Here is a 22,480-nt window from a genome sequence, read left to right as displayed (position 1 = left end):
GTTTGCCATTGTTATCACCTCCACGCACTTTAGAATGCGCAGGAGATGATAAGGCTATTCATCTTTTTTTAAAACTTATACAAGCAGAGAACGTCCGCCGTCAATAATGATGGTCTGGCCGCGGATCATGTCCGCTTTTGAAGAAACTAAAAACTCCACCGTGTCGATCATATCTTTAATCTCGACCATTCTGCCGGCCGGCGTATTTTGGCGGGCATCTTCCAGCAGTTCATCTCTGTTAGGGAAATGCTTCAGCGCGTCCGTATCAATCGCTCCGCCTGACACCGCGTTTACGATGATATTTTTCGGAGAAAGCTCAACCGCCAGATAACGGGTTAACGATTCTAAAGCGGCTTTTGAGACACCGACCGTCGTATAGTTTTCAAGATAGCGGATGCTGCCGAGCGAGCTGATGCTGACGATGTGGCCGCCTCCGTTTTTCTCCATCATCTTTGCTGCTTCCTGGGCGCAGAAAAGCAATGCTTTCGCATTGATATTCATCGTCCAGTCCCAGTGTGTTTCTTCGAGTTCCATGACCGGTCTCAGCACGCCTGAAGCCGCATTATTGACGAACACGTCCAGTCTGCCGAATGTTTCGTCAATCTGGCGGAACATGTCTTTGATTTTTGCCGGCTGGCCGACATTGGCTTTAATGACGAGCGTTTTAACGCCGAGTTTTTCAATTTCTTCGGCGGTTTCTAATGCCGCTTTTTTACTGCGGGCGTAATTGATGACGATGTTGTATCCTTTTTCCGCGAGTCTGATGGCGGCTGCTTTCCCGACGCCGCGGCTGCTTCCCGTGATCAGTGCGCATTTATTTTGTTCCATTTTTCCTCAGCTCCTTGCTGTGTATAGTTCTTTTCATTCAACAAACAATAAAAGCAATATGTGTTGAAAGGGGTCTTTTATATGTATGTCGGACGTGATATGGGCGAATTGGCCATGATGCCCAAAAAAGATTGGAGAGATTCAGAGCTCGCCTATTTCCATCATGCCTTCCAGCAAATTATGCCGTATTTAAACGAAGAAGGCCAGTCCAAATACCGGGAACTGATTCAGGAAATCGAAGCCCGCGGCGGACTGAAACGGAATGAAGCGGATTACGGCCACGGCACTCGCGTCAGCTATGACTGACGCTTTTTACAGGCGGCCGTTTTCTTCCGCCATTTTCCATATCTTTTGATGAGAAACGGGAAATGCGTATTCCTCGAGCTCCTCTTTTGTGACCCGTATGAATTCCGTTGTATCCGACACTTGTTTTACTTTACCGAAAAAGACCGAAATATTCCATACGAGATGGGTGAAAACATGTTCTACGATGCCTTCCAGCTCCCCGATTTCAGCGGTTGTTCCCATCTCTTTTTCTAAATAGGCTTCAAGCTGCTCTCTTTCGGTTTTGATTCCTTTCTGGGTTTCGGTATTCGGAAACTCCCACAAGTTGGCGAGCAAGCCTTTTGGCGGCCGTTTATGAATATAGACATCGCCTTGATCGTCTGTCAGCACAACGGCTGCCATTGTTTTTATTCCGGGCTTTTTCTTTTTGCTTTTAACGGGCAGCTCCCGCTCTGTCCCTTCCGCAAATGCCGAACAGTGGTTTTGTACGGGGCAAAGCAGGCAGGACGGCGATTTCGGGGTGCAGATGATCGCGCCGAGCTCCATTAAACCCTGATTGAATTCAGATGGTTTTTCATGAGAAATGAAAGCGGATACCGCCTGTTCGAAAATGGTTCTGGTTTTAGGTTTTGCGATATCGTCCCATATGGAAAGAATTCTCGACATGACACGCATCACATTGCCGTCTACGGCGGGAATCGGTTTGTTGTATGCGATGCTGAGCACGGCGCCTTTTGTATAAGGGCCGACGCCTTTCAGTCCGCCAAATTCCTTTTCCTCGGCAGGGACGACTCCCCCGTACCGCTCATGCACTTCTTTTACGGCACTTTGCAGATTTCTTACACGGGAGTAATAACCTAGCCCTTCCCAGGCTTTGAGCACTTTTTCCTCATCGGCTTCAGCGAGCGCCGAAACGGTCGGAAATTGCTCAACAAACCGCCGGAAATAAGGGATAACGGTTTCTACGCGCGTCTGCTGCAGCATCACCTCTGACACCCACACCCGATACGGGTCCTGATTTTCTCTCCACGGCAGAATTCTCTGTTCTCTTTCGAACCATGTAATTAAGTCCTCGCGAAATTTGTCTATATCTTTTTGTTTCATTTTTTCTTCAAGTGCGTTCATATCTTCTCCTCAGATGTTTCGGGTTCCGCTTTTCTTGACACCTTATTTTGGTGTAAACTTAGGGCACGTTACGATAATATGTTACATTAAATAGTGATAAAGAAAAAGCGGAAACATATGAGAACGGCGGATAAACGCCATGATTGGGCAAACAGAAAATGGGGAATATCTTATAATGCGAAATATGCGGGCGACTGATTGTTAACGCCTGCTAGGAGGTCAACAATGGATACTGGCACTCACGTTGTCATGGGTATCGCGCTTGGCGGAATCGCAACTCTTGATCCTGCCGTCGGCATGCACACCCCCATGTCTCAGGCAGTTATGATCGCCGCTCTTGCCGGCTCTCAGGCACCTGATATTGATACCATATTGAAGCTGAAAAATAATGCCGTTTATATTCGAAATCATAGAGGGTTCACGCACTCCATTCCCGCCGTTTTATTTTGGTCCGTTCTGATTCCGGGTATTTTGTTTATGTTTTATCCGGAAGCGAACTTTTTGCACCTGTGGCTGTGGACGCTTCTCGCTGTCGTTTTGCATGTGTTTGTTGACATTTTTAACGCGTACGGCACGCAGGCCATCCGCCCGTTTTCGAGAAAATGGATCGCTCTCGGTTTAATCAATACCTTTGATCCGTTTATTTTCGTCAGCCATTTGGCCGCGATTGCCGTGTGGTATATCGGAGGTCATCCGGGCGTGACATTTCTGATGCTTTATATCATCCTCGCAGGATATTACGCCGTCCGGTTTTTGATGCAGCTGCGGATAAAGCGAAGGCTGCGCGAAATGATTGAAGAGGAGATTGAAACCATCATTATTTCGCCGACGATGAAATTCAGGCAGTGGCGTATCGCCGTGACGACGGCGCATGCCTTTTATGTCGGCAGAAGCCTTGACGGCCATGTCGTGATATTGGATACATTCAACCGCGTGCCCGTTCCGGAAACCGATGTGATGAAGGCCGCAAAACAGGACGAAAATATTGCAGCCTTTCTTTCATTTTCCCCCGTTTACAGGTGGGAGGTCGATACCTTTAAAGATCATTATGAGGTGCGTTTTATTGATTTACGCTACCGGAGCAAAGGCCACTATCCTTTTGTCGCCATCGTCCACCTCAGTCATGATTTAGAGCTTCTCTCTTCTTACACGGGCTGGATTTTCAGCGAGGAAAAATTGCAGAAAAAATTAAAGCTCGGCTCTGTTTAAGAGCCGGGCTTTTTTTGTCTTCTCACATATATAACCGCAAACACGAGGCTGATCACCGATAGAGCGGCCGCGGGTTTAAAAAACGGCGGGAAATACGTTAATTGAATATCGTTTTTTCCTTTTTGCGCTTTAAATCCGATAAAGGAATAATCCGCTTTTTCAATCTGCTCTTTTCTGCCGTTTATCTTCAGCTCCCAGCCTTTTTCATATGGAATCGGAAGCATGATATACGGCGCGCGGGTTTTGTTATCATACGAGATATGAAGCGTATTTCCGCGCCAGCTGAGATCGGCCCGCGGTTCTTTTTCCGCTTTTCGGTATGCGCTTTTCAGCGTATCGTACCGTTCTTCATAAAGCGCCAGTCCGTCAAGCTGATAAGATCCTTTCGGCAGACGGATTTGGATGTTTTTTGTTTTCGGCACTCTGACAGTAAGATCGTTGATACCTGTTTTGTAAATGGATTGATTCGATTTTCTCGTTGTCGTGTAATCGTTCACTTTTAATGTAAAGCCCTGGTCCTTCGCTTTATTCTTCAAATAAAAGCTGACGTAATAATCGCCGCCGTCCATCTTAGCGGCTTGCGGCGTAATGATCAGGCCGCCGCCGTCTTCGTTTACCGTCAGGATGCCGTTATGATAATCGCCATGTTCGGCCGCTACCTCTGCATGGCGGATCATATTATTCGCCTCAGGCGCTTTTTTCGTGTTGGTTGTGCTTGATTCCGTGACGATCCCGTCAAGCATTGCCCGTTCCCTGGCAAGGGCGGGCGCTTTTTTCAGGCCGCCCTCGTTATATACGCGATCGGCTGTCCGTACGAACGGAAGCATATATTGATTTTGATAAACCGCATAATGGGTTGATTCCATGATTTTTTTGAACCCGTACGGCACGCCGGCCTCGTTTGTTTTTTCCGTCATATAATATTTTCCGTAAAGCAGGCTGTATAAATTAGCCCTGTTTCCTAATGTGGCATAACGGCTGACGCTTTCTCTGCCCATGTCAATCCGGAGGTCGTTCCAGTAAAAGGACAGCAGATTGCGGTTCAGTATGCTTGAGTATACGCTGAATCCGTTGAATCCGTATATGATCGGGGTGTTATTGAAAACACCGTTCATCCAATCTAAACGGGCAAACGGATCAGGGTCTTTTTCTTTCAGACGCTGAATGAGCTCTGATTGTTCTTTGCCTTTATAGTCAGCACCCGTCATAAAGGTATGCGATACCGTATAAATCTTCCCGCCTTCTGATAAAGCATATTTTTCATATGTATTAGCCGTAAGCACAGCCGTAAGCAAAATGACGGCATAGACGGCGGGCACCGCGCCTTTCAGTCTTGTCTTTGCTGCAAAGAAAGCGGCTATGCTCAGCACCAGAAGAAGGATGACGGGCAGGTTGGCGTGATCAGAAATATCCAGACTGTACCGCCTCACCTGGCTCCAATAGAGCAGAACGACGAGTACGGCGGACATCAGCATACTCTTCATGCTGATGTCTGAAAGCTTAGAAAGCCCGGCTGAAACCGTTCCGGCAATCGTGAAGCACAGGACGTATTCAAACCTGTTCTGCGGAGCTGAAAAACCGTTAAAGGCACTTGCCGCGAACGGACTGAAGTGAAACAGAATATACAGCAGACTGATTCCCGCAAACAGCCGGAACAAGCGGTTTTTGTATAAAGTAAATGTAAATAGAAAAAGCAAAAAAGCCGCCGGCAGGATAATAATCCGGCTTGAAAATAAAATGTTGTCGGAAAAATCAAGCCATGCAATATGCTCTGAATACGGCGGCCGCAGATTATGAAGGTATCCGTATACGACAGGAATAAAGGAAACTGCGCTTATGCCGAACCCGAGAAGGCCCGACAGAATAAATATCCTGCATTGAGTGAGCTTTTTCGCCTCATTGCCTTCAAGGGGGATCACCCACCTGAATAAGATATAAATGCCGATGAAAATCAGATTAATATACGCAAAATAAAAGTTGTTGATCAATGTCAGCGCACAGGCGAAGATAAACCACGCCGGCTTTTTTTCCCGGATGATTTTTTCCGCGCCCAACACAAGCAACGGCAGCCACACCATACTGTCAGTGAAAAAGTCCCAATATACCTCATGCCGGAAGTAAATAATCGAGACCCCGTACAACACGGCGCCGGCAAAAGCAGGCACCGTCCGTTTGACGAAATAACGGAACACACACGCCGCCGTGAATATGATAAAACTCTGCTTGGCAATGCTGATAAAAACGGAGGCCTGCGCCCAAAACAGCGCATCAGCCTCACCCGTCAGCTGAATAAGCTGCAAAAAGCGGACAGCGGCGGAGATAAACAGGAATAGAAAAGAAGTAGAGAAATAATAGCCGAGCTGACTGTACACGCCCCCGCCCAGTCCGAACGAATAGCTGTAAAACAGCCTGCCGTTCATATATTGATCAAACAGCAGCTTTTTGAAGACCGCCATTTGGGCGATCCCGTCTCCAGACCCCGTCATATAGCGGCCTGCCGACCACTCTTTTAAGAAAAAAATATGAGCGGCTGCCGCAGCCAGCACACAGGCTGCCGGCAAGATCCATTTATTTTTTTTCATACAACGTCCCCAGACCCTGCGCACAGCGGCGCCTGTTTAATGGTTCCACTTGCGCTTTTTTGTATAATTCGTTTCATTTTGTTCTCCGTACGTTATATTCGCTTCTTTAATTAAATAGTGCGGGCGTTTTTTTGTTTCATAGTAAATCCGGCCGATATATTCTCCGATGATGCCGAGACTCAAAAGCTGGATGCCCCCTAAAAACAGCACGGCGGAAATAATGGTGAAGTATCCGGGTACGGACACGCCGTGTGTCAGAATATGAACAAAGGTCGTTACAATATACACCATCGACAAAAGCAATATCAGAATACCGGTGAAAAAGCATACCCTAAGGGGCTTGTTGTTGAAGGAGACGACCCCGTCCATTCCGTAGTTGAACAGATTGCTGAATGACCATTTGGACGTGCCGTTCTTCCTTTCGACATTTTCATAAAATACGATTTTCTGGTCAAACCCGATCCAGCAGAACAGCCCTTTCGAGAAACGGTTCCCTTCACTCAGCTTCAAAAGGGCATCAACGGCCTGCCGGCTCAGCAGGCGGAAATCTCCGACCCCGTCACGCAGGTCCACTTCGACGGCTTTGTTGATAAATTTATAATACAGGGAAGAAAGCACGGAACGCACGGGGCTGTCCCCTTTTCGGTTGCGCTGCGCGATGACTTGGTCATACCCTTCTTCATAGCCTTGAATGAAGTCTTTCAGCAGATGGGTCGGATGCTGCAGATCGGCGTCCATCACGATTACCGCTTCGCCCTGCACGTGTTCAAATCCTGCCAAAATGGCCGCTTCTTTCCCGAAGTTGCGGGAAAAAGATATGTATTTGACGCGATGGTTTCTGGCGGCCAGTTCTTTAATCTGCTGAAGGGTGTCATCCGCGCTTCCGTCATTGATGTAGAAAATTTCATAGTCATAATGAATCGTCTGAAACTCTTTTTTTAAAGATTCATGGATGAGCTTGACGTTGTTCCCTTCATTGTAAGACGGAATAATAATTGAGATTAACCTTTGTTTCATGAAGGCACCTTCTTTGTATTATTCTTTTTTTAGGACTGCCTTAAAGGAATTGTCCGCAAAACTTCAGTAAGGCTTTTCCTTTTTTTAATGACGTTTAAACCCTTTTTTTGTTACAGGGAAAGAAAATTTTTTCTGCATATGGTTTATATTTTGTCATGTTTTTCGGCAGATATGAGAAAAAAAAGAAAAAGTCTGTACGCGGGACAGACTTTATTGCTGAAGGTATTCATGAATTAAATGGCTGACGATGCGCGGTTTTTCGTGAATGACCCAATGTGAGGCATCGTCTATAAAGATTAAGTCGCCGTTTGGAATCATCCGTTTTGTTTCCTTGGCGAGCTTTTTGCTCAGCGCTCGGTCATTGACGCCCCATATTAATCGGTACGGAACGGGCATTTTTAGCGGAACGGCAGGGCCTAAACCGCCGGCTCTGATCGCCCGGTACCAGTTCAGCATCGCCGTGAGCGCTCCTTTTCTGCCCCAAGCTTCTTTGTAGCTGTCGACATCTTCCCGTGAAAAAAGCGCCGGGCGTTCGGATAAGCCGATCGCGTGATCCAATACGCGGTAATTGTCTTCAGACAATCTCCGTTCCGGCTTTTCCGGCAGCTGAAAGAACGCGATATAAGAGCTTTTCTTCCACTGCGGCGGGTAGAACGGTGTGACCTTCCGCATAACCGCCGGGTGCGGGATATTGACCGTGATCAATTTTTCAACGTATTGCGGCCGCGTGGTTGCCAAATGCCAGGCCACGGCTCCTCCCCAATCGTGTCCGATGACGACGGCTTTGTCATCTGTAAAATGAGTGATCAGCCCGATAATGTCGTCTCTGAGCGTATCAATGGTATAGTTTTCAATGCCCTCCGGTTTGTCACTGAGATTATAGCCGCGCTGATCAGGCACGACAACATGGTATCCGGCATCCGCTAGCGGTTTGATCTGGCTCTTCCAGCCGTACCAGAATTCCGGAAACCCGTGCAGCAGCACCGCCAAAGGACCGTCTTTCGGACCGGCTGAAGCCGTGTGCAGCGTCACTCCGTTTGTTTCGATCATGTGAAACGTAATGTCATTCATCGATTCTCCTCCCCGTTTGTTTCAATCTTCTTTCTGTTAAGACGATGATCAGTACGCTGATCGCAATCAATAATACGGCCTGAACGATCAGGGCGAACGGCTGAGTCAGCCGGATAAGCAGGCTGCCCGCAAATCCAGCTGCCGCCGATATAAGGCCGAACAAAATCATGAGAAGCGCACTGAATCGATTGCCTTCTTTCCACTGCGACTCATCCGCCATAGATCGCTTCGTCCGATATCCGTACAGGCTGTTGATCGACTTCGGCGGAAAAAATGTGACTGAAATGCCGGCCGCAGCCATCAGAAGGCCGCCGATTACCATTATCATATCCGTCACTCTCCTTTTCATCTTTTACGAAAGGAAAGACGGAAGGTTTCAGAAAAAAAGCAGGCTCATTCGCCTGCCTGAATCTTTATTTTTGAGTTAAGTCGGCCGTTTTCACATAACCTGCTTTCCCGCCGTATGTGACGTACGCCCATTTACGGTCAAATCCTCCGTCATGGCTGAACCCCCAGCCGAGCACATTGACGGTTTCACCCGCTTTAACGGACCCTTTTTTGCCGGTTTCCAAAGTCGGCGTATAAAAAGCGGTTTGTTTCGCCGTCACCGCCTTCACCGGCTGCTTCATCAGAAAATGTGTGGAGATATAGGCTTTGTGCCCTTTGTAGTCAATCTCAGCCCAATCTGCTCCTTGAAGCCGTTTAACCTTTACGGAATCCTCTGAACGAAGCGTGCCGATAATCGACCCTTGTTTATTTGGTTCTTTGCGGACGTTAAGTTCTCCTGCTTTCACGATATATGTATCTGCTGCGGTGTCTATTTTTGTCTGGTGAACTGCTGCGGCATTCGCTGCCGGATCGAAAAAAACGGTGCCTGCGGCTAAAAATAAGCAAAGTCCTGCGGCCGGAATAAATGCGGTTAACCCCTTTTTCATGTTCATTGTGGTTCCTCCCCGCTATTTTATAAGTTATTACACATTTCCACATTCCGCCGGTCGCCAAACATGATTTTTCTATTTCTTTTATAAAAAGTAAAAACCGCCGGACTTGTATCCGGCGGGCGAACTGCTATGTTAATGCAGGAGACCCCTGCTTTGATCCAAATAATGAGAAACGTCTTCCCGAACGCTCTGGAACATATGGAGCTTGCTGCCGTATGATTCGATCCATTCCTTGACGACGCGTTCCGTCATTTGCTCTCCTTGATACGGGCGGCCGGCTTTTGCGTAAGTTGCTTCGAAATCTCCCCATAAAAGCTCAACCCAAGTTCGCGCTTGCAAATAGCTGAGCATGTCATTTTTCTCAAGCAGCAAATTCGTCAGTTTGTCGATATATGTATTCATGTCTCTGTCTCCTTTCCTTGGGAAAACCTGCTGCTTTTACGCAGCTTGTCACAGGCATATACTAACTTTACGTCTTCAGTCCAGAAGGCGCAACCTTTTGATATTGGCCGAGGGGGAAAACAAATGGTCCGGAACAAGGCAAAAGGATTTCCTAATCAGAACAATAATAAGTTTGAAGGCGAACCGCGGGCAAAGGATGACTACGCTTCTAAACGGGCGGACGGTTCAATTAATTCGCACCCGCAAGAACGCATGAGAGCTTCAGGCAGGCGATAACACACACACCGTAAGAGACCGGGAATGACCCGGTCTTTTTTTTTGCGGAAAAAAACATCCTTTTGCGGTCATAACGCTAAATAAATTCCATAATATGTTAAATGTTAAAACGAAAGCCGGTAGACAAAAAAGGAGGGGTTTTATAAAATGAAGACAGTTTCAAAACGATTGCTGAGCCTTACCGCATTCTTACTGTCAGTTTCATTATTTGCTGTTTCAGCAGAAGCAGCGGGCAGCCCGCAGACATCTGTATCAAACAGCGGTGAGGAGTTTGACGCACATCAGAATCAGCCTGTACAAACAACACAGACATCCCCCGCTTATGAAGGAACGGGCCTCACCAAAAGACAGCTTGCACAAAACAGCAAAGCTGACATCAAGTCATTAAAGCCTTCCAGTATTATTGGGACAGACGAACGAATCAGAATTTCTCCTACAACATCATTTCCATATCGAGCGACAGCACAGCTGACCGTTACATACAGCGGCAGCACAAGCACCTACGGATGCACCGGTTTTTTTGTCAATGCCGACACGATCGTTACGGCGGGACATTGCGTGTATGACCAGAAAAACGGCTGGGCATCGAAAATTACGGCAGCTCCCGGCCGCAACGGATCATCGTACCCGTACGGCTCTTATTCAGGCAAGACATTCTACAGTGTCAAAGGGTGGACAGAAAACGGTGACACAAACTACGACTACGGCGCAATCAAAGTAAACGGGTCGCCCGGGAATACCGTCGGCTGGTACGGCTACCGGACGACCAACAGTTCCAGTCCGGCCGGGCTTTCCTCAACCGTGACAGGATATCCGTGCGACAAAGTGTCCGGTTCCATGTGGTCGGACAGCAAGCCGATTCGTTCTGCCGAGACATATAAACTCACTTACACGACAGATACGTTCGGCTGCCAGAGCGGATCGCCCGTTTACCGCAATTACAGCGACACCGGCCAGACCGCCATTGCCATTCATACAAACGGCGGGTCGTCTTACAATCTGGGAACAAGGGTGACAAACAGTGTATTCGACAACATTCAATATTGGTCAAATCAATAAAGCTTTTGTTTTCTTTCTCGCCGCGGCCGTTTTATGCGGATGCGGCAAAGCGGATGATTCTGCCGCCAAAAAAGCATTGCCCGTTACGCTCCATGTTGAGGATGCAGACGGTTCACCGGCGGCCGGTGTGACGGTCACCGTGATGAAAGCGGCGGAGTCAGATCATCAGCCGAATATAGACCGCGGAGAGATAATAGGCAAGACTGATCACCACGGCGAGATTGCATGGAAAAGCGGCGCGAAAGGAACCTATGCCGTCGTTTTTGAAAAAGACGGAGTACCGGAAACCCGGAATATGTCCTTAGCTGAGAGTGATAAACATACGGTGATCAGCATTACATTGAAGCACTGAAAAAAGCTTGCAGGCGGAATATCCCCTGCAAGCTTTTTGTTATCCTTTATGCACTTGGTATTCATAGACATCTTTCTTCTCAGACAGATGAGCGAACGTGGAAAGCACAAGGCCGAGAGCCGTCATCAGCGCACCGCCGGCAAACAGCCATGAGTAAGATCCCGTTCCCCCGAGAATCAATCCGCCGATCCAGGCGCCGAGCGCGTTTGCCAGGTTAAAGGCGGAAACGCTCACCGCAGCGGCGATTGTCGTGCCGTTTTCTGAGGAAGAAATAACCTTGGTCTGCAAAAGCGGCGGCGTGCCGAACGCACATGCGCCGAATAAAAATGTCGCTGAAACGGCGGCGGCGGGAAAAACAGCGATATAAGGGAAAATCGCCAAGACGCCGATCAAGCCGATCATCACACCGATCATCGTGCGTGTCAGCAGTTTGAGCGGCACTTTCCCCGCGAAGAAATTCCCCGCCACTCCGCCGAGACCGTAGGCAAATAACGCACCTGTGATGCCGACTGTGCCGAACCCCGCTGAATCTCTTAAAATCGGCTCAATAAACGTGTAAGCGATAAATACGCCTGAGTAGCCGAGAATGGTGATCGCAAAGGAAAAAATCACTTGTTTATGCTTAAAGACACTCCATTCATTCATCAGCATCGGAATCACTTTCGGTTTCCGGTTCGGTACGACCAGCATCAGTCCGATCAGCCCGATCATGCCTAAAACGGAAATAATGAAAAAGACGGCCCGCCAGTTAAGGGCATCCCCTAAATAAGAGCCGAACGGGACACCGAGCATCAGCGCCACGGTTAATCCGCCGTTCATGGAAGCCGCGGCGGCGGAACGTTTTTCAGGCGGCACCATTTCACTCGCAAACACCATGGCGATCGCAAAAAAAGCTCCGTGGATGGATGCGGATAAAATTCTGGAAATCGCCAGCACGGCGAAGTTCGGCGCAAAGACGCTCATCAGGTTGGCAAGGACGAAGATGCCCATTAACCCTAGCAGCACCGGCTTTCTTGGCAGCTTAACCGCGATAATGGTTACGATCGGGCCCGTCAGGCAGACGCTCGCCGCGTACGCCGTAACAAGCATGCCCGCTGAAGATACATGTATATGAAAGTCATCGGCAATCGACGTCAGAATACCCATGACAGCATATTCCGTATACCCGATGGAAAATGTGCAAATCATTAAAACAAAAATCATTAATTTCACTGATGGCTGTTTCATTTTGATATTCAACGCAAATCGCCTCCTTTTTATTAAAAAACAACGAAATCCATCTTAAAAGATATCAAAAATGAATTCAATCATTTTTTACTGAAAGGTTGAAACGAATGTGCCCGAAAAGAAAAAGAGGCCGGAACCGGCCTCTTTTGTTATTTTTTTTCTTTTAAAACGGAAATCGGCAGTGCTTCTTCCCCGTCAGACGGGGAAGATCTGTGTCCCCAGGCGAATACGCCGTTGATGTAATCAATGCGGAAAGTGTCATCAGAACCTTCTATCTGATACACCCCGCCGGGCCGAAAGTCTTCCGGGTTCAGCATGTAAGCTTTGGCCATCGTAATTTTCCGTTCAAGCACGGCCAGTTCATTTACAATGCCCATCTGTTCCGCTTTTCGCGCTTTTTCCGTCAGTCCCGCAATTTCTGTCTGTAGTTCATGAGGCGTCATTTGACTGTATCGTTTGTCCATTTCAGTTTACTCCTCTTCCTGCAAGAATTGATCAATATCGTCAATCGAGAATCCTTTTCTGAATAAGTACTGTTTAACCTTCATTCCGCTTTCATAACTGCCGTCATAACGGTATTTCCTGATCGCTTTTTCCGCATGAGCCTTCAGAGCTTCCATCTCGGCTTCATCGTCATTCTCATACTCCGTCTGCTCCAGAGCGGCATTGATGACGTCGAAAGGGAAACCTTTTCGCTGAAGCTGCATCTGCGCCCGCTGTCTGATCTCTTTTGTGGACAGCTTTTTGTCTTTTTTCAGGATTTTGCCGATATGTTTCAGCGCTTCTTGTATCTGCTCATCAAATGTAAACGCACTGAGCGTCTCCTTGATGGTATCGTCGTCTATTCCTTTCGCTTTCAGCTCGCGGAACAGGACGTCAGGGCCTTTGCCGTTTGTTTTTTTGTGGGTGCTCGCATAGGCTTCGGCAAATTCTTTGTCATTTAAGTAGCTGTAATCGTACAGTTTATGGATGACTTCAGAAATGACCATGTCCGGCGTTTCTTTTTTCTTCAGATGATCCCGGACTTCTTTTTCAGAGCGCATCCGGTATGATAAAAATTCTACGGCGCGGTTAAAGGCTTTTTTCACGTCATCGCCGTACTGGATTTCAAGAATGTCAAGCTCGTCCAGTTCTTTCCCTTTTTTCAGGTCAAAACGCACAAGCACGTCGGCGTCGACGCTGAATGCATATTTCTCATCAAGAAAGATGTTGAAGCGCTCGGTATTTTTCTTTTGGGTCGATATTTTTGTAATAAACGGCATCCCGGTCTCCTTTCCCGCCCCGATGTTCAGGCGTTTTTCTTTTTGGCAAATGAGGTACAGTATATATATCAACGTGTAAGGAGAGATGGATATGAATATCGCGATGACAGGCGGCACTGGTTTTCTGGGCCGGCATCTGACAGGTGTGTTTACCCGCCGGGGACATCATGTCTATATTTTATCAAGAAAACAGAGAGAAACCGAACAAAAAAATGTGACATATGTTCAATGGCTGGCCGAAAACGCGGCGCCTGAGCGCGAGCTTCCCCCTATTGATGTATGGGTGAACCTCGCCGGCAAATCCATCTTTGACCGCTGGACGGACACAACGAAGGAACAAATCATCTCAAGCAGAATAGAAGCGACGAGAGAAGTCAGACGGATTATGAAGCAGCAGCCGAAAAAACCCCGGGCTTTGATTCAGGCCAGCGCCGTCGGCATTTACGGCACAAGCACAGAAAAAACGTTCACCGAACAGTCAGATACGTCAAATGAAGATTTTCTCAGTCATACGGCTCATATGTGGGAACGTGAAGGCCAGAAAATTGAAGCGCTCGGCATCCGGACGGTATATGCCAGATTCGGGGTGATGCTCGGTGAAAAAGGCGCCCTGCCGCTCATGGTTCTCCCTTATAAACTGTTAGCCGGCGGCACCATCGGCTCTGGACGGCAATGGCTGTCATGGGTTCATGTCGATGACGCCGCGGAACTTATCGCTTTTGCGGCGGAGCATGATGACTTGTCCGGTCCCATGAATGTGACATCGCCGAACCCCGTGGAAATGAAGCAATTCGGAAAGACGATCGCAGGCGTCCTGCACCGCCCCCATTGGATTCCCGTACCGGAACTTTTTCTGGAGAAGGCCTTGGGAGAAATGAGCCTGTTGATCGTAAAAGGCCAGCGCGCCCTGCCTAAGCAGGCGCTGACATCCGGTTTTCAATTTACGTATGAAGAACTTGATTCCGCTTTAAAGGATCTCTTATCTGCATAAAAACGGAAATAAAAGCCAATCCTATTGGTATTCTGTTTTGAAGGAGGGTCTTCTTTTATGGAAAAGAAGCGCGAAAAACATCAGCAGGGAGCCAATCTGAAAAAAATGCAGGAAGTCCTTTATTCCGGTGAATTCAAAAAAGCGGAAAGAGCAGCCAAACGGAAATAAACTGAATAAAGTCCGGAACCGGGCAGATACTATGTTTGTTTGATATCACTTTTTTCAGGGGGCGATTGATATGGGCAGAAATCATACTCACAAAAACCGTGATAAAAACAAACAAAAACTTCCTCAAGTTCCGGATGCTTTGAAACGCGAAACAGACGGCACATATGAGGAATATTCAAGCGAGCTTGCTGATTCCGCTGACCGTGAAGCGCAGGCGCGGATGAAAGCCGCTGACAACAGAGCTAAAAGCAAAACCCGCTAATACGAAATCCCCGCCTCTGTATAGAGACGGGGATTTTTTTTTACAGTTCGGTAAACAGGCTTTTTGCCGGCGTCCGTTCTTTCGCCTTAGGCTGTTCATCCGGATAGCCCGTTTGAATGATAGCTGCAAAGCGCTCATTGTCAGCAAGGCCGAAGTCTTGGTGCACCTGTTTGTCATACATAATGCGGCCGCTTTTCCAGACCATGCCGATGCCGTTTTCATGTGCGAGAAGCTGAAGGTTTTGAATCATGCCGCTCAGCGCCGCGAAATCATCGTTTCTCGTAAATTCATTTTCATCTTCTTTTAAGACGACCAGCAAAAATCCCGGAACGGCGCTGAGATTTTTTCTCATGTTCCGCTCTTTTTCCTCGTTGAAATCATCTTTTATCTTTTTGAAAAATGAGACGTAGCTGTCCGCAAGCTTTGCTTTTCCCGCTTCGCTTGCTGCGTAGATAAAACGCCATGGCTCCGTCAGTCTGTGGTTCGGTGCGTAAACGGCCGTTTCAAGCATATCTAATATGACTTCAGAAGGTACGGTTTCCGGTTTAAACGACCGGATGGATCTTCTGTTTCTGATTGTATGTGCAAGACTTTCGTTTTGCTGTAATTGTTCGGTTTTCGGCATGCCGATTCACCTTCCTATCCAAATGAAAATGATTATCATTTATAATATAACGGATACGACCGGCTTTTGTAAACCGTTACGGAAGCTGAAAATTGATTGTTTCGGCATACACGGCCGTTCCCGTCATCTTGATGTTCATCTCTCCGTTTTCCTCCGTGATCCTGATTTCCACTTTTCCGTCTTTCCCGATTTCCTGGCCTTGTTCAATCGTGAGGCATTCGGCTTCGGAGCCTCCGTATTGCCGCATATAGGCTGCCATGACGCCTGAAGCGGTTCCCGTGACGGGATCTTCGGTCGTTCCGGAGAAAGGGGAAGAAAAATGGCGTCCGTGCAGATCACTTTCCGGATGGACGGTTTCCAGAGAAAACGGATGAACGCTCGCTTTCGGAAGATCGCGCAAAATAGCGGGAAATTGTGCGTTGTCCGGCACCATATTCCGTGATGCTTTAAGTGATCTCAGCGGAACAATCAGTGTCCAGATCCCCGTTGATCCGTAAACAATCGGCAGCCCGCTGTGAAAATCCTCAGCCGTAATCCCGAGCGAGGCCGCAAGCTTTTCTTTGTCACCCGTAAACGGCAGAAATTGCGGGGGAGCCTGTTCGAGTGTGATGTATACCCGGCCGTTTCGTTCAGCGGCTTTTGCGGGAAGAATGCCGGCTTTTGTTTCAATTTGATATGTCTGATCAGCCTGAAGCCTTCCCTTTTCAATTAATGCGTAAAGAGAGGCGACGGTAGCATGTCCGCATAAATTCATTTCGTGGCCGGGTGTAAAATAGCGGATGCGCAGATCGGCTTCTCCGCTTTTACAGAGAAATGAGGTTTCATTGTACCCTGCCATTTCGGCGATCATCTGCATCTCTTCATCTGAATAATCATCTCCGTTAAAGACGATTCCCGCGGGATTTCCCAAATCCGGAATATCGGAAAACGCTTCATATTTAAACACGGTTGCCTGTTTCATTCATCAGCCTTCCTTTCACCTTATGATCATGTTATTCAGTATAACAGAGTGAAATTAGAATTTTTAGTCAATTATTCAAAAAAAAAGACGCCTTTTAACGGCGTCTTTTTTTGGTTTTTCCGATCAGGCGGGTGACGAGGATCATCGTGACGGACAGTGATCTGTTTTTGCGGTACGCCAAGTATTTCCCGCGCCACTCCGGTTTGTATTTTTCTTTAAAGGCCCGCAGCCCGCTGAAGCTGTACATATACCGGACGTTGTTGAAGATGACGGCCGCGATTCTTTCCGACCAGAAAGAAGTAAAAGCCGTTCCTACGTTTGACAAAGGCGCCATGCCCATATTGAAGGTAGTATAGCCTTTTTCCTGCGCCCAGAGAAACAGACGGATGAAAAGCGCGTCCATAATACCGTTCGGCGCGCTTTTCCGATAACGCATCAAGTCGACGGATATCTCGCCTTCCTGATACATCGGCATCAGGTTGGCAAAAGCGATGATCTCCCCTTCCGCGTCTTTCACGTAAGCAATCGGCGCCTGTTCCAAATAATCCCGGTCGAAGAAACCGAGAGAAAAACCTTTCTCTTTTTTCGGTCCGAGCCATTCGTCCGAAATGTCTTTCAGCTTGGCGATAAACTCGGAGGAAAACGGCGGTTCCCCGACATGAAATGTGTAGCCTTCGCGGTCAAATTTGTTGTTAATCGCCCGCAGCCCCGCTTTTTTCTTACCTGAGAGCGTAAAGGCCTCCATATCCACGAACGCTTCTTCTCCAAGCTTGAAGAAGTTATAGCCGAAGTCATGGTACAGCGCCAGATCTTCACGTTCGATCTGATAAAACATGACACTCAGCCCCTGCTTATGCGCTTCATTCAGAAATTCCTCAATCACAAGCGGAAAAGAGTCTCTCTGTCCTGACGGATCACCGAGCACGACAAGCCTTCTGGAAATCTGGCTGAACAATAAAAGCGCTTTGCCGTCGCTTGAGAAATAAAACCGCTTATCCCCGAGAAAGCCGAGATGGCTGAGCGCATTTCCGCCTTCTTCCGCCAAAAAGGACTTCAGCCGTTCAGGATCGGCCTCTTCTCCGATCGGCTTCGATCTTTTATGATAAAAGAACGTAAACAAAAGGAAAAACAGCGGCACAACAATAATAGCCGTCATCGTGGCATATGTAATGTGCGAATTGTTATGGACGAAATAATCGTGGCGCAGCAGCCGATTCATTTTATCCCAAATAAAGCCGGCAATGAGATTGTAGTTAAACAAGGCGATAATAAACAGAGCGGCCGCAAAAATCATCTGGCCGAGCGTATACGAAGCCTGCTCTCTGATAAACTGCCGCTTTAACAGCACAAGCAATACGATGACGACAGGCAGAATAAAGATCGCGCTGATGTTCAATCCTTTTAAGAAACTGAACACAAAACCGCCGACCAGCGCGGCAACCGCCATTGAATAAGAACGTTTCGTCCGTTTGTATAATTCAATCGGCAAGATTAAAAGAATCAAAGCCGCGCTTAACGATAACGCGTTAAACGCAAGGAGCGCCGGGCGCGGAATATGCGGGATGACCGTCTCCCTGTCAATCGGCAGGGCGACGGACGCCAGCACGACGACTCCCGCCATGAAAACCAAAAGCGACAGCGAACCGTAAAGCACCCTGATTAAGATAGCGCGCTGGAATACGAGAAGCACGTTCGTCGTTTCCACGGCAGGCGCCATCTTCGGATTTGATTCCAGCCGTTTCAGCGTATTTTCCGTTAAATCGCCAGCCGCAAAGAACAGCCCGAACACAAACGGAATAAATGAATACACAATCCGGTAGATGACGATGGATGTCACAACCGCCTCCTGCGGAAAGCCCATATTCTGCATGCCGAGCAGAAACAGAAGGTCAAACGAACCGAATCCTCCCGGCACAAGACTGATGATTCCCCCGATAGCGGCAATGGCAAATACACCGAATACATGGCGGACATCCGCGTGAATTCCCATGACATACAGGGAATAATACATGACGACAGCCGCCGCAAACCATTCAGCAAACGATGCCCCGATGTAAGAAAAAACCGGATGCCTCGGTTTTGCTTCACCGTCTTCTGCGCCAGCTTTTTTATTGTTGATCCCAGCGGCGATTAAGGCTGCCGGCACTATAAGCGCCACTCCGGCGATAACAGCCCACAGCCACGGTTTCTCACCCGTAATCTCTCCAACCGGCAGAACCCGGGCGATGGTCAGGATACTGAAGACGGACAGCCCGAGCAGCGCTGAGGACGTAAGCCAGGCGATGCCTGCGACGAGGCGTTTTACGTCATTCGTATGTTCTTTGTATAGCATCGTCCGCAGCCCGACACCCGCCAGACCGCCGAATCCAAGGACATTGTTAAAGGAATTGGCGATAAAGGAGACCCTGAATACTTTCCAATTCGGAATGTTGAGGCGAAGCGTCCGTTTCAGCACAAAGTCATAAAAGGACATTGCGCTGACGGCAAGAAGGCCGAGCAGAACGAGAATAAATAAATCGTAACGCTCAATCCCGTTAATAATGTACAGCGTTCGTTTAAAAGAAAGGTCTGTCAATTCCTTTTTGGACTGATAAATGACTAAAAGCAAAACTGCAATAGGAAATAATACTTTTAATATCGATAAGGCATTCTTTTTAGTCAGCAATGTTCTCTCCAATCATCATAAAATAGCTTATTTATTATAATTCCCCCAATAATCTCCAACATATTATACACTACCACCTCACATTCAAACAAAACTCGTCTGCAACTTTCTTTCTCTGATTAAAATCAGTAATATGGTATGCAGGAGTATAAATGAGGAAGTGAGACGATGGATTATAATCTGCATGATACAACAGTATTAAGCGGCGATATTTTTTCTCCTGAGGAACGGGATATTTGGGTGCTGTACATGAAAGTGATGACATCGGCGGGGCTCGGCGATGTGTCGGAGTGGATGAAGCTTGATATGAGCATGCCGCAAATGAAGGTGCTGATGCTTCTGAACAACCACGGGACGCTTAAGGTGAGTGACATAGCGGAGAAAATGGGCGCTTCCCTTTCAAATACGACGGGGCTGCTTGACCGTTTAGAAAAATCATGTTTCATTACACGCGCTCCGTCAGAAGAAGACCGCCGTTCAGTCGTCGTTCAATTAACGGAAAACGCGAAAGATATTTTCCGCAGCCTTTATCAAAAAGGACATGTAAAATTGAAGCGTTCATTGGAAACACTGACCGCTGAAGAAAAACAAACGGTCAATCAAGGGCTTGCCATTTTGGCAAGAGCGCTTGATTCTTCCAAACAGGGATAGAGATGAAAAAGGCCTGCCGGTATCGGCGGCCTTTTTTTGTTTGACATTTAATTCACTTGAAGTGAATAATATATTCGAAGTGAATTAAAAACAGGAGGATTGATCAGTATGCCGGAGCCATTGCAAACAGAAAAAAACCAGAGCCGGGCCATCACTCTCTTTACGATCGGTGTGTTCATGGCGGCGCTGGACAACGGAATTATTTCCGCTGTTCTGACGACGATTAACGGCTCTTTTGATGTTTCTCCTTCATGGGGATCGTGGGGAGTGACCCTTTACACATTGGGACTCAGTGTCAGTGTGCCGATTGTCGGCAAGCTGTCGGACCGATACGGGCGGAAAAAGCTGTTTATGATTGAAGTCGGGCTGTTCGGACTCGGCTCTTTGCTTGTCGCACTCAGTCAGAGCTTCCCGATGTTTTTGGCGGCACGGCTCATTCAGGCGCTTGGCGGCGGCGGAATTTTTATTATCGGGAGTTCGCATGTGCTGGCCGTGCTTCCGAAGGAGAAACAAGGGAAAGCTCTCGGGCTTTTAGGGGCGATGAACGGTATGGCGGCCGTCCTCGGACCGAATATCGGGAGCTTTTTGCTTGATGTAACCGGATCGTGGCATTGGCTGTTCTTGATTAACCTGCCGATTGCCGCCGCTTTGGTTGTGTGCGGCGGTTTGTTTATCGCTGAAACGAAAGAGCCTGAGGCGAAACGGCTTGACCTCGCCGGCACAATGCTGCTGTCTCTTGCGATCTTATCTTGTATGATCGGTATCACGAATCTCGATGGGGCGAAGCTGTCAGAAAGCATAATGGACGTAAAGGTATACGGGTATCTTTTGGGAGCTGCACTTCTCTTTCTGGTGCTGCTTAAGGTCGAAAAGCGGGTTGAAAACCGAGGGGGCGATCCGATTCTCGCCTACTCGCTGCTGCAAAATAAAGTGTTTCAATGGACGCTCGTCATCGGATTTTTATCGGGAGGGCTGCTCGCTGCGGTCATTTTTATTCCTTCTTATGCGGAGCAATATTTGCACGTATCGGCGGAGAAAGCGGGTTATTGGATGACGCCGCTCGCGTTGGCGTCAGGCATCGGAGCGTGGCTCGGCGGGGCGATCACGGATAAAAAAGGGCCGGTCTTTTCCGCGGTTGTATCAGGCGCCATCGCATTTGCCGGCTTCAGCCTGTTTCCGTTATGGGTGACGGATAAATGGGAATTTGTCACAGCGAGTGTCATTGCGGGGATCGGTTTCGGATTTCTGCTCGGGGCTCCGCTGAATGTGCTTGTATCAGAAACGGCGGGCCAAAACAAAGGAACAGCGCTCGGCACGCTGTCACTCGTAAGGCAGGTCGGGCTGACGCTCGCTCCGGCTTTATATGCCGGCTTCATTACAGCGGGCTTTGACCGGATCGGAGATGACATCAAAAACCGTTTAGCGAAAAGCGGCATTCCCGCTGATCAGGCGCAAATGCCCGATATCGGCGGCGGACTTTCTTCGTTGCAGGAGCAGGTAAGCCGAATCCCCGTTCCCGCCGTCAAAAAAGCGGTTTCTGATGCAATTGAAGCGGGCATTTCCAGCGGCTACCACCATCTTTATACGGCAGCCGCCGTCATTTCATTATGCACGATTGTGTCTGCGGCGGTTTTGGCGTATTTCCGGAAGCCGGCATCCTCTAAGACAGATGCCAGCCCATCCGCCGGGAAAGCTCAGTAATATGGGCGATGTGATGTTCAGAGTGCCAGACATATAGTCCGAGCGCTTGTTCCAGCGTAACCGTCTCTTTAGATGCAGGATGGAAGTATGTCCGTTTGAATTGGGCTTCCGTTATGGAGCGCAAAAGAGCGGCCCATCTTCTGTGCAGGATCGTTAACAGCTCAAGCGCATCCCCGCAAGCGGCGGTTTTGGAATCATGAAGAGCGGCCCAGCCTTTTTCATCATAAGGGCGGATTTCCGGTTCATTCTCCGTTAAGCTCAATTTAAACCGGGTATAGCCGTTCATGTGGCTGTCCGCCAGATGGTGAACCACTTGGCGGACAGTCCATCCCCCTTCGCGGTACGGCGTATCAAGCTGACTGTCCGACATCGCTCTGACAGCTTGTTTCAGTTTGGCCGGAGCGTGTTCGAGCGTATTGATCCATTCTTGTTTCTGTCCGGCCGAAATCAATTCAGCCGGCTGATATTCTCCAATCGGATAGCTGAGGATTTGTTTTTCCATTTTTGTCTCTCTCCCGTTGATCGTATTATGAAAGTATGATGGTGATGTCGCAGCCTTCCGCTTTCGCTTCACGAAAGACCTGAAGCACACTCTCGGCGCCATTTTCAGTAAGCTGCTTGCTTTGTTCAAACTGTCTCCATTCTAAAACGAGGGGGTATTCCACCCAGCCGGTCAGACAATCCCATAAAGCGTCAAGGTTTTCACCGTAGTATTCAGGAAGAGCAAGTTCCTTTTTCAATGTCTGGTGCAGGTCGCTCATACTTCTGATTTGCTCCCCGTTAATAACTGCTTTATTCATGCGCGGCTCCTTTCCCATGT

Annotated in this window: 26 protein-coding genes; 10 read left to right on the top strand and 16 right to left on the bottom strand. The window is 48.2% G+C overall.

Going from position 1 to position 22,480, the window contains the following annotated elements:
* Positions 1 to 75: 75 nt before the first annotated feature.
* Positions 76 to 828, bottom strand: coding sequence for an enoyl-[acyl-carrier-protein] reductase FabL (fabL, locus tag NQS30_RS18985; RefSeq protein ID WP_003155478.1), 753 nt, complete (start codon positions 826 to 828; stop codon positions 76 to 78).
* Between the two features lie 81 nt (positions 829 to 909).
* On the opposite strand from fabL, the gene NQS30_RS18980 reads away from it, so the two are divergent.
* Entirely contained in the window at positions 910 to 1,134 is a 225-nt protein-coding gene (locus NQS30_RS18980; RefSeq protein WP_007408563.1) for a hypothetical protein, read from the top strand.
* A 6-nt stretch (positions 1,135 to 1,140) separates the two neighbouring features.
* Here NQS30_RS18980 and mutY read toward each other — a convergent pair whose 3' ends face one another.
* On the bottom strand, positions 1,141 to 2,238 hold the full coding sequence (mutY, locus tag NQS30_RS18975; protein ID WP_218791532.1) for an A/G-specific adenine glycosylase: 1,098 nt from the start codon (positions 2,236 to 2,238) through the stop codon (positions 1,141 to 1,143).
* 225 nt (positions 2,239 to 2,463) lie between these two features.
* Between mutY and NQS30_RS18970 the strand changes: the two genes are divergently transcribed.
* A complete protein-coding gene (locus NQS30_RS18970) occupies positions 2,464 to 3,447 on the top strand; it encodes a metal-dependent hydrolase (protein ID WP_003155481.1) in 984 nt (327 codons plus the stop codon).
* Here the strand turns inward: NQS30_RS18970 and NQS30_RS18965 are convergent.
* From NQS30_RS18965 to NQS30_RS18940, 6 genes are all read right to left on the bottom strand, one after another.
* A complete protein-coding gene (locus NQS30_RS18965; protein WP_069007034.1) occupies positions 3,444 to 6,029 on the bottom strand; it encodes a YfhO family protein in 2,586 nt (861 codons plus the stop codon). The two genes, NQS30_RS18970 and NQS30_RS18965, sit on opposite strands and share 4 nt — an antisense overlap.
* A 36-nt stretch (positions 6,030 to 6,065) precedes the next feature.
* On the bottom strand, positions 6,066 to 7,046 hold the full coding sequence (locus tag NQS30_RS18960; protein WP_003155484.1) for a glycosyltransferase family 2 protein: 981 nt from the start codon (positions 7,044 to 7,046) through the stop codon (positions 6,066 to 6,068).
* A gap of 210 nt (positions 7,047 to 7,256) precedes the next feature.
* Entirely contained in the window at positions 7,257 to 8,117 is an 861-nt protein-coding gene (locus tag NQS30_RS18955) for an alpha/beta fold hydrolase (RefSeq protein ID WP_012117121.1), read from the bottom strand.
* Complete coding sequence (locus tag NQS30_RS18950) at positions 8,110 to 8,445, bottom strand: SdpI family protein (protein WP_003155488.1); 336 nt, start codon at positions 8,443 to 8,445, stop codon at positions 8,110 to 8,112. The genes NQS30_RS18955 and NQS30_RS18950 overlap by 8 nt, the downstream gene beginning before the upstream one ends.
* A gap of 85 nt (positions 8,446 to 8,530) precedes the next feature.
* Positions 8,531 to 9,058: an SH3 domain-containing protein gene (locus tag NQS30_RS18945; RefSeq protein WP_015417063.1), complete on the bottom strand. Its 528-nt coding sequence runs from the start codon at positions 9,056 to 9,058 to the stop codon at positions 8,531 to 8,533.
* Positions 9,059 to 9,190: 132 nt separating this feature from the next.
* Positions 9,191 to 9,460, bottom strand: a complete 270-nt coding sequence (locus tag NQS30_RS18940; RefSeq protein ID WP_003155492.1) for a YfhJ family protein — start codon at positions 9,458 to 9,460, stop codon at positions 9,191 to 9,193.
* A 123-nt stretch (positions 9,461 to 9,583) separates the two neighbouring features.
* Here NQS30_RS18940 and NQS30_RS18935 point away from each other — a divergent pair, with 123 nt between their 5' ends.
* The 3 genes from NQS30_RS18935 to NQS30_RS18925 all read left to right on the top strand — a co-directional run bounded on the left by NQS30_RS18935 (position 9,584) and on the right by NQS30_RS18925 (position 11,147).
* Positions 9,584 to 9,736, top strand: coding sequence for a small, acid-soluble spore protein K (locus tag NQS30_RS18935; protein ID WP_003155495.1), 153 nt, complete (start codon positions 9,584 to 9,586; stop codon positions 9,734 to 9,736).
* Between the two features lie 147 nt (positions 9,737 to 9,883).
* Positions 9,884 to 10,795, top strand: coding sequence for a trypsin-like serine peptidase (locus NQS30_RS18930; protein ID WP_015239429.1), 912 nt, complete (start codon positions 9,884 to 9,886; stop codon positions 10,793 to 10,795).
* Positions 10,758 to 11,147, top strand: a complete 390-nt coding sequence (locus NQS30_RS18925) for a DUF2606 family protein (RefSeq protein ID WP_043020687.1) — start codon at positions 10,758 to 10,760, stop codon at positions 11,145 to 11,147. The genes NQS30_RS18930 and NQS30_RS18925 overlap by 38 nt, the downstream gene beginning before the upstream one ends.
* A gap of 39 nt (positions 11,148 to 11,186) precedes the next feature.
* On the opposite strand, the gene NQS30_RS18920 is transcribed toward NQS30_RS18925, so the two are convergent.
* The 3 genes from NQS30_RS18920 to recX form a co-directional block, all read right to left on the bottom strand.
* Complete coding sequence (locus NQS30_RS18920; RefSeq protein ID WP_025284446.1) at positions 11,187 to 12,380, bottom strand: MFS transporter; 1,194 nt, start codon at positions 12,378 to 12,380, stop codon at positions 11,187 to 11,189.
* A 143-nt stretch (positions 12,381 to 12,523) separates the two neighbouring features.
* The gene (locus tag NQS30_RS18915) at positions 12,524 to 12,838 is read right to left on the bottom strand and encodes a YfhH family protein (RefSeq protein WP_007408553.1); all 315 of its coding nucleotides are present in this window, start codon (positions 12,836 to 12,838) and stop codon (positions 12,524 to 12,526) included.
* A 6-nt stretch (positions 12,839 to 12,844) separates the two neighbouring features.
* The gene (gene recX, locus NQS30_RS18910) at positions 12,845 to 13,636 is read right to left on the bottom strand and encodes a recombination regulator RecX (protein WP_015239427.1); all 792 of its coding nucleotides are present in this window, start codon (positions 13,634 to 13,636) and stop codon (positions 12,845 to 12,847) included.
* Between the two features lie 91 nt (positions 13,637 to 13,727).
* On the opposite strand from recX, the gene NQS30_RS18905 reads away from it, so the two are divergent.
* The 3 genes from NQS30_RS18905 (at position 13,728) to NQS30_RS18895 (ending at position 15,057) form a co-directional block, all read left to right on the top strand.
* The gene (locus tag NQS30_RS18905; RefSeq protein ID WP_025284445.1) at positions 13,728 to 14,627 is read left to right on the top strand and encodes a TIGR01777 family oxidoreductase; all 900 of its coding nucleotides are present in this window, start codon (positions 13,728 to 13,730) and stop codon (positions 14,625 to 14,627) included.
* A gap of 57 nt (positions 14,628 to 14,684) precedes the next feature.
* Positions 14,685 to 14,795: a YfhE family protein gene (locus tag NQS30_RS18900; RefSeq protein ID WP_003155504.1), complete on the top strand. Its 111-nt coding sequence runs from the start codon at positions 14,685 to 14,687 to the stop codon at positions 14,793 to 14,795.
* 70 nt (positions 14,796 to 14,865) lie between these two features.
* Positions 14,866 to 15,057, top strand: coding sequence for a YfhD family protein (locus NQS30_RS18895; protein ID WP_003155508.1), 192 nt, complete (start codon positions 14,866 to 14,868; stop codon positions 15,055 to 15,057).
* Between the two features lie 40 nt (positions 15,058 to 15,097).
* Here NQS30_RS18895 and NQS30_RS18890 read toward each other — a convergent pair whose 3' ends face one another.
* The 3 genes from NQS30_RS18890 to mprF all read right to left on the bottom strand — a co-directional run bounded on the left by NQS30_RS18890 (position 15,098) and on the right by mprF (position 19,308).
* The gene (locus tag NQS30_RS18890; RefSeq protein ID WP_007408549.1) at positions 15,098 to 15,682 is read right to left on the bottom strand and encodes a nitroreductase family protein; all 585 of its coding nucleotides are present in this window, start codon (positions 15,680 to 15,682) and stop codon (positions 15,098 to 15,100) included.
* 76 nt (positions 15,683 to 15,758) lie between these two features.
* Positions 15,759 to 16,643, bottom strand: coding sequence for a PhzF family phenazine biosynthesis isomerase (locus tag NQS30_RS18885; protein ID WP_025284444.1), 885 nt, complete (start codon positions 16,641 to 16,643; stop codon positions 15,759 to 15,761).
* A gap of 94 nt (positions 16,644 to 16,737) precedes the next feature.
* A complete protein-coding gene (gene mprF, locus NQS30_RS18880; RefSeq protein ID WP_012117111.1) occupies positions 16,738 to 19,308 on the bottom strand; it encodes a bifunctional lysylphosphatidylglycerol flippase/synthetase MprF in 2,571 nt (856 codons plus the stop codon).
* A gap of 168 nt (positions 19,309 to 19,476) precedes the next feature.
* Here mprF and NQS30_RS18875 point away from each other — a divergent pair, with 168 nt between their 5' ends.
* A complete protein-coding gene (locus NQS30_RS18875; RefSeq protein WP_012117110.1) occupies positions 19,477 to 19,959 on the top strand; it encodes a MarR family transcriptional regulator in 483 nt (160 codons plus the stop codon).
* A gap of 108 nt (positions 19,960 to 20,067) precedes the next feature.
* A complete protein-coding gene (locus NQS30_RS18870) occupies positions 20,068 to 21,660 on the top strand; it encodes an MFS transporter (protein ID WP_218791531.1) in 1,593 nt (530 codons plus the stop codon).
* On the opposite strand, the gene bstA is transcribed toward NQS30_RS18870, so the two are convergent.
* Positions 21,620 to 22,162: a bacillithiol transferase BstA gene (bstA, locus tag NQS30_RS18865; RefSeq protein WP_218791530.1), complete on the bottom strand. Its 543-nt coding sequence runs from the start codon at positions 22,160 to 22,162 to the stop codon at positions 21,620 to 21,622. The genes NQS30_RS18870 and bstA overlap by 41 nt on opposite strands.
* 25 nt (positions 22,163 to 22,187) lie before the next feature.
* Entirely contained in the window at positions 22,188 to 22,460 is a 273-nt protein-coding gene (locus NQS30_RS18860; protein ID WP_007408543.1) for a ribonuclease inhibitor Barstar, read from the bottom strand.
* Positions 22,461 to 22,480: the final 20 nt, after the last annotated feature.

Origin of the sequence: Bacillus sp. B1(2022) (assembly GCF_040259625.1) — a bacterium.
In the GTDB taxonomy this organism is placed as follows: Bacteria; Bacillota; Bacilli; order Bacillales; family Bacillaceae; genus Bacillus; species Bacillus velezensis.
This window is presented reverse-complemented; position numbering and strand designations above follow the sequence as displayed.

Coding starts and splice junctions, on each gene's coding strand:
- fabL (WP_003155478.1), bottom strand. CDS start 828: ATGGAACAAAATAAATGCGCACTGATCACGGGAAGCAGCCGCGGCGTC.
- NQS30_RS18980 (WP_007408563.1), top strand. CDS start 910: ATGTATGTCGGACGTGATATGGGCGAATTGGCCATGATGCCCAAAAAA.
- mutY (WP_218791532.1), bottom strand. CDS start 2,238: ATGAACGCACTTGAAGAAAAAATGAAACAAAAAGATATAGACAAATTT.
- NQS30_RS18970 (WP_003155481.1), top strand. CDS start 2,464: ATGGATACTGGCACTCACGTTGTCATGGGTATCGCGCTTGGCGGAATC.
- NQS30_RS18965 (WP_069007034.1), bottom strand. CDS start 6,029: ATGAAAAAAAATAAATGGATCTTGCCGGCAGCCTGTGTGCTGGCTGCG.
- NQS30_RS18960 (WP_003155484.1), bottom strand. CDS start 7,046: ATGAAACAAAGGTTAATCTCAATTATTATTCCGTCTTACAATGAAGGG.
- NQS30_RS18955 (WP_012117121.1), bottom strand. CDS start 8,117: ATGAATGACATTACGTTTCACATGATCGAAACAAACGGAGTGACGCTG.
- NQS30_RS18950 (WP_003155488.1), bottom strand. CDS start 8,445: ATGATAATGGTAATCGGCGGCCTTCTGATGGCTGCGGCCGGCATTTCA.
- NQS30_RS18945 (WP_015417063.1), bottom strand. CDS start 9,058: ATGAACATGAAAAAGGGGTTAACCGCATTTATTCCGGCCGCAGGACTT.
- NQS30_RS18940 (WP_003155492.1), bottom strand. CDS start 9,460: ATGAATACATATATCGACAAACTGACGAATTTGCTGCTTGAGAAAAAT.
- NQS30_RS18935 (WP_003155495.1), top strand. CDS start 9,584: ATGGTCCGGAACAAGGCAAAAGGATTTCCTAATCAGAACAATAATAAG.
- NQS30_RS18930 (WP_015239429.1), top strand. CDS start 9,884: ATGAAGACAGTTTCAAAACGATTGCTGAGCCTTACCGCATTCTTACTG.
- NQS30_RS18915 (WP_007408553.1), bottom strand. CDS start 12,838: ATGGACAAACGATACAGTCAAATGACGCCTCATGAACTACAGACAGAA.
- recX (WP_015239427.1), bottom strand. CDS start 13,636: ATGCCGTTTATTACAAAAATATCGACCCAAAAGAAAAATACCGAGCGC.
- NQS30_RS18905 (WP_025284445.1), top strand. CDS start 13,728: ATGAATATCGCGATGACAGGCGGCACTGGTTTTCTGGGCCGGCATCTG.
- NQS30_RS18900 (WP_003155504.1), top strand. CDS start 14,685: ATGGAAAAGAAGCGCGAAAAACATCAGCAGGGAGCCAATCTGAAAAAA.
- NQS30_RS18895 (WP_003155508.1), top strand. CDS start 14,866: ATGGGCAGAAATCATACTCACAAAAACCGTGATAAAAACAAACAAAAA.
- NQS30_RS18890 (WP_007408549.1), bottom strand. CDS start 15,682: ATGCCGAAAACCGAACAATTACAGCAAAACGAAAGTCTTGCACATACA.
- NQS30_RS18885 (WP_025284444.1), bottom strand. CDS start 16,643: ATGAAACAGGCAACCGTGTTTAAATATGAAGCGTTTTCCGATATTCCG.
- NQS30_RS18875 (WP_012117110.1), top strand. CDS start 19,477: ATGGATTATAATCTGCATGATACAACAGTATTAAGCGGCGATATTTTT.
- NQS30_RS18870 (WP_218791531.1), top strand. CDS start 20,068: ATGCCGGAGCCATTGCAAACAGAAAAAAACCAGAGCCGGGCCATCACT.
- bstA (WP_218791530.1), bottom strand. CDS start 22,162: ATGGAAAAACAAATCCTCAGCTATCCGATTGGAGAATATCAGCCGGCT.
- NQS30_RS18860 (WP_007408543.1), bottom strand. CDS start 22,460: ATGAATAAAGCAGTTATTAACGGGGAGCAAATCAGAAGTATGAGCGAC.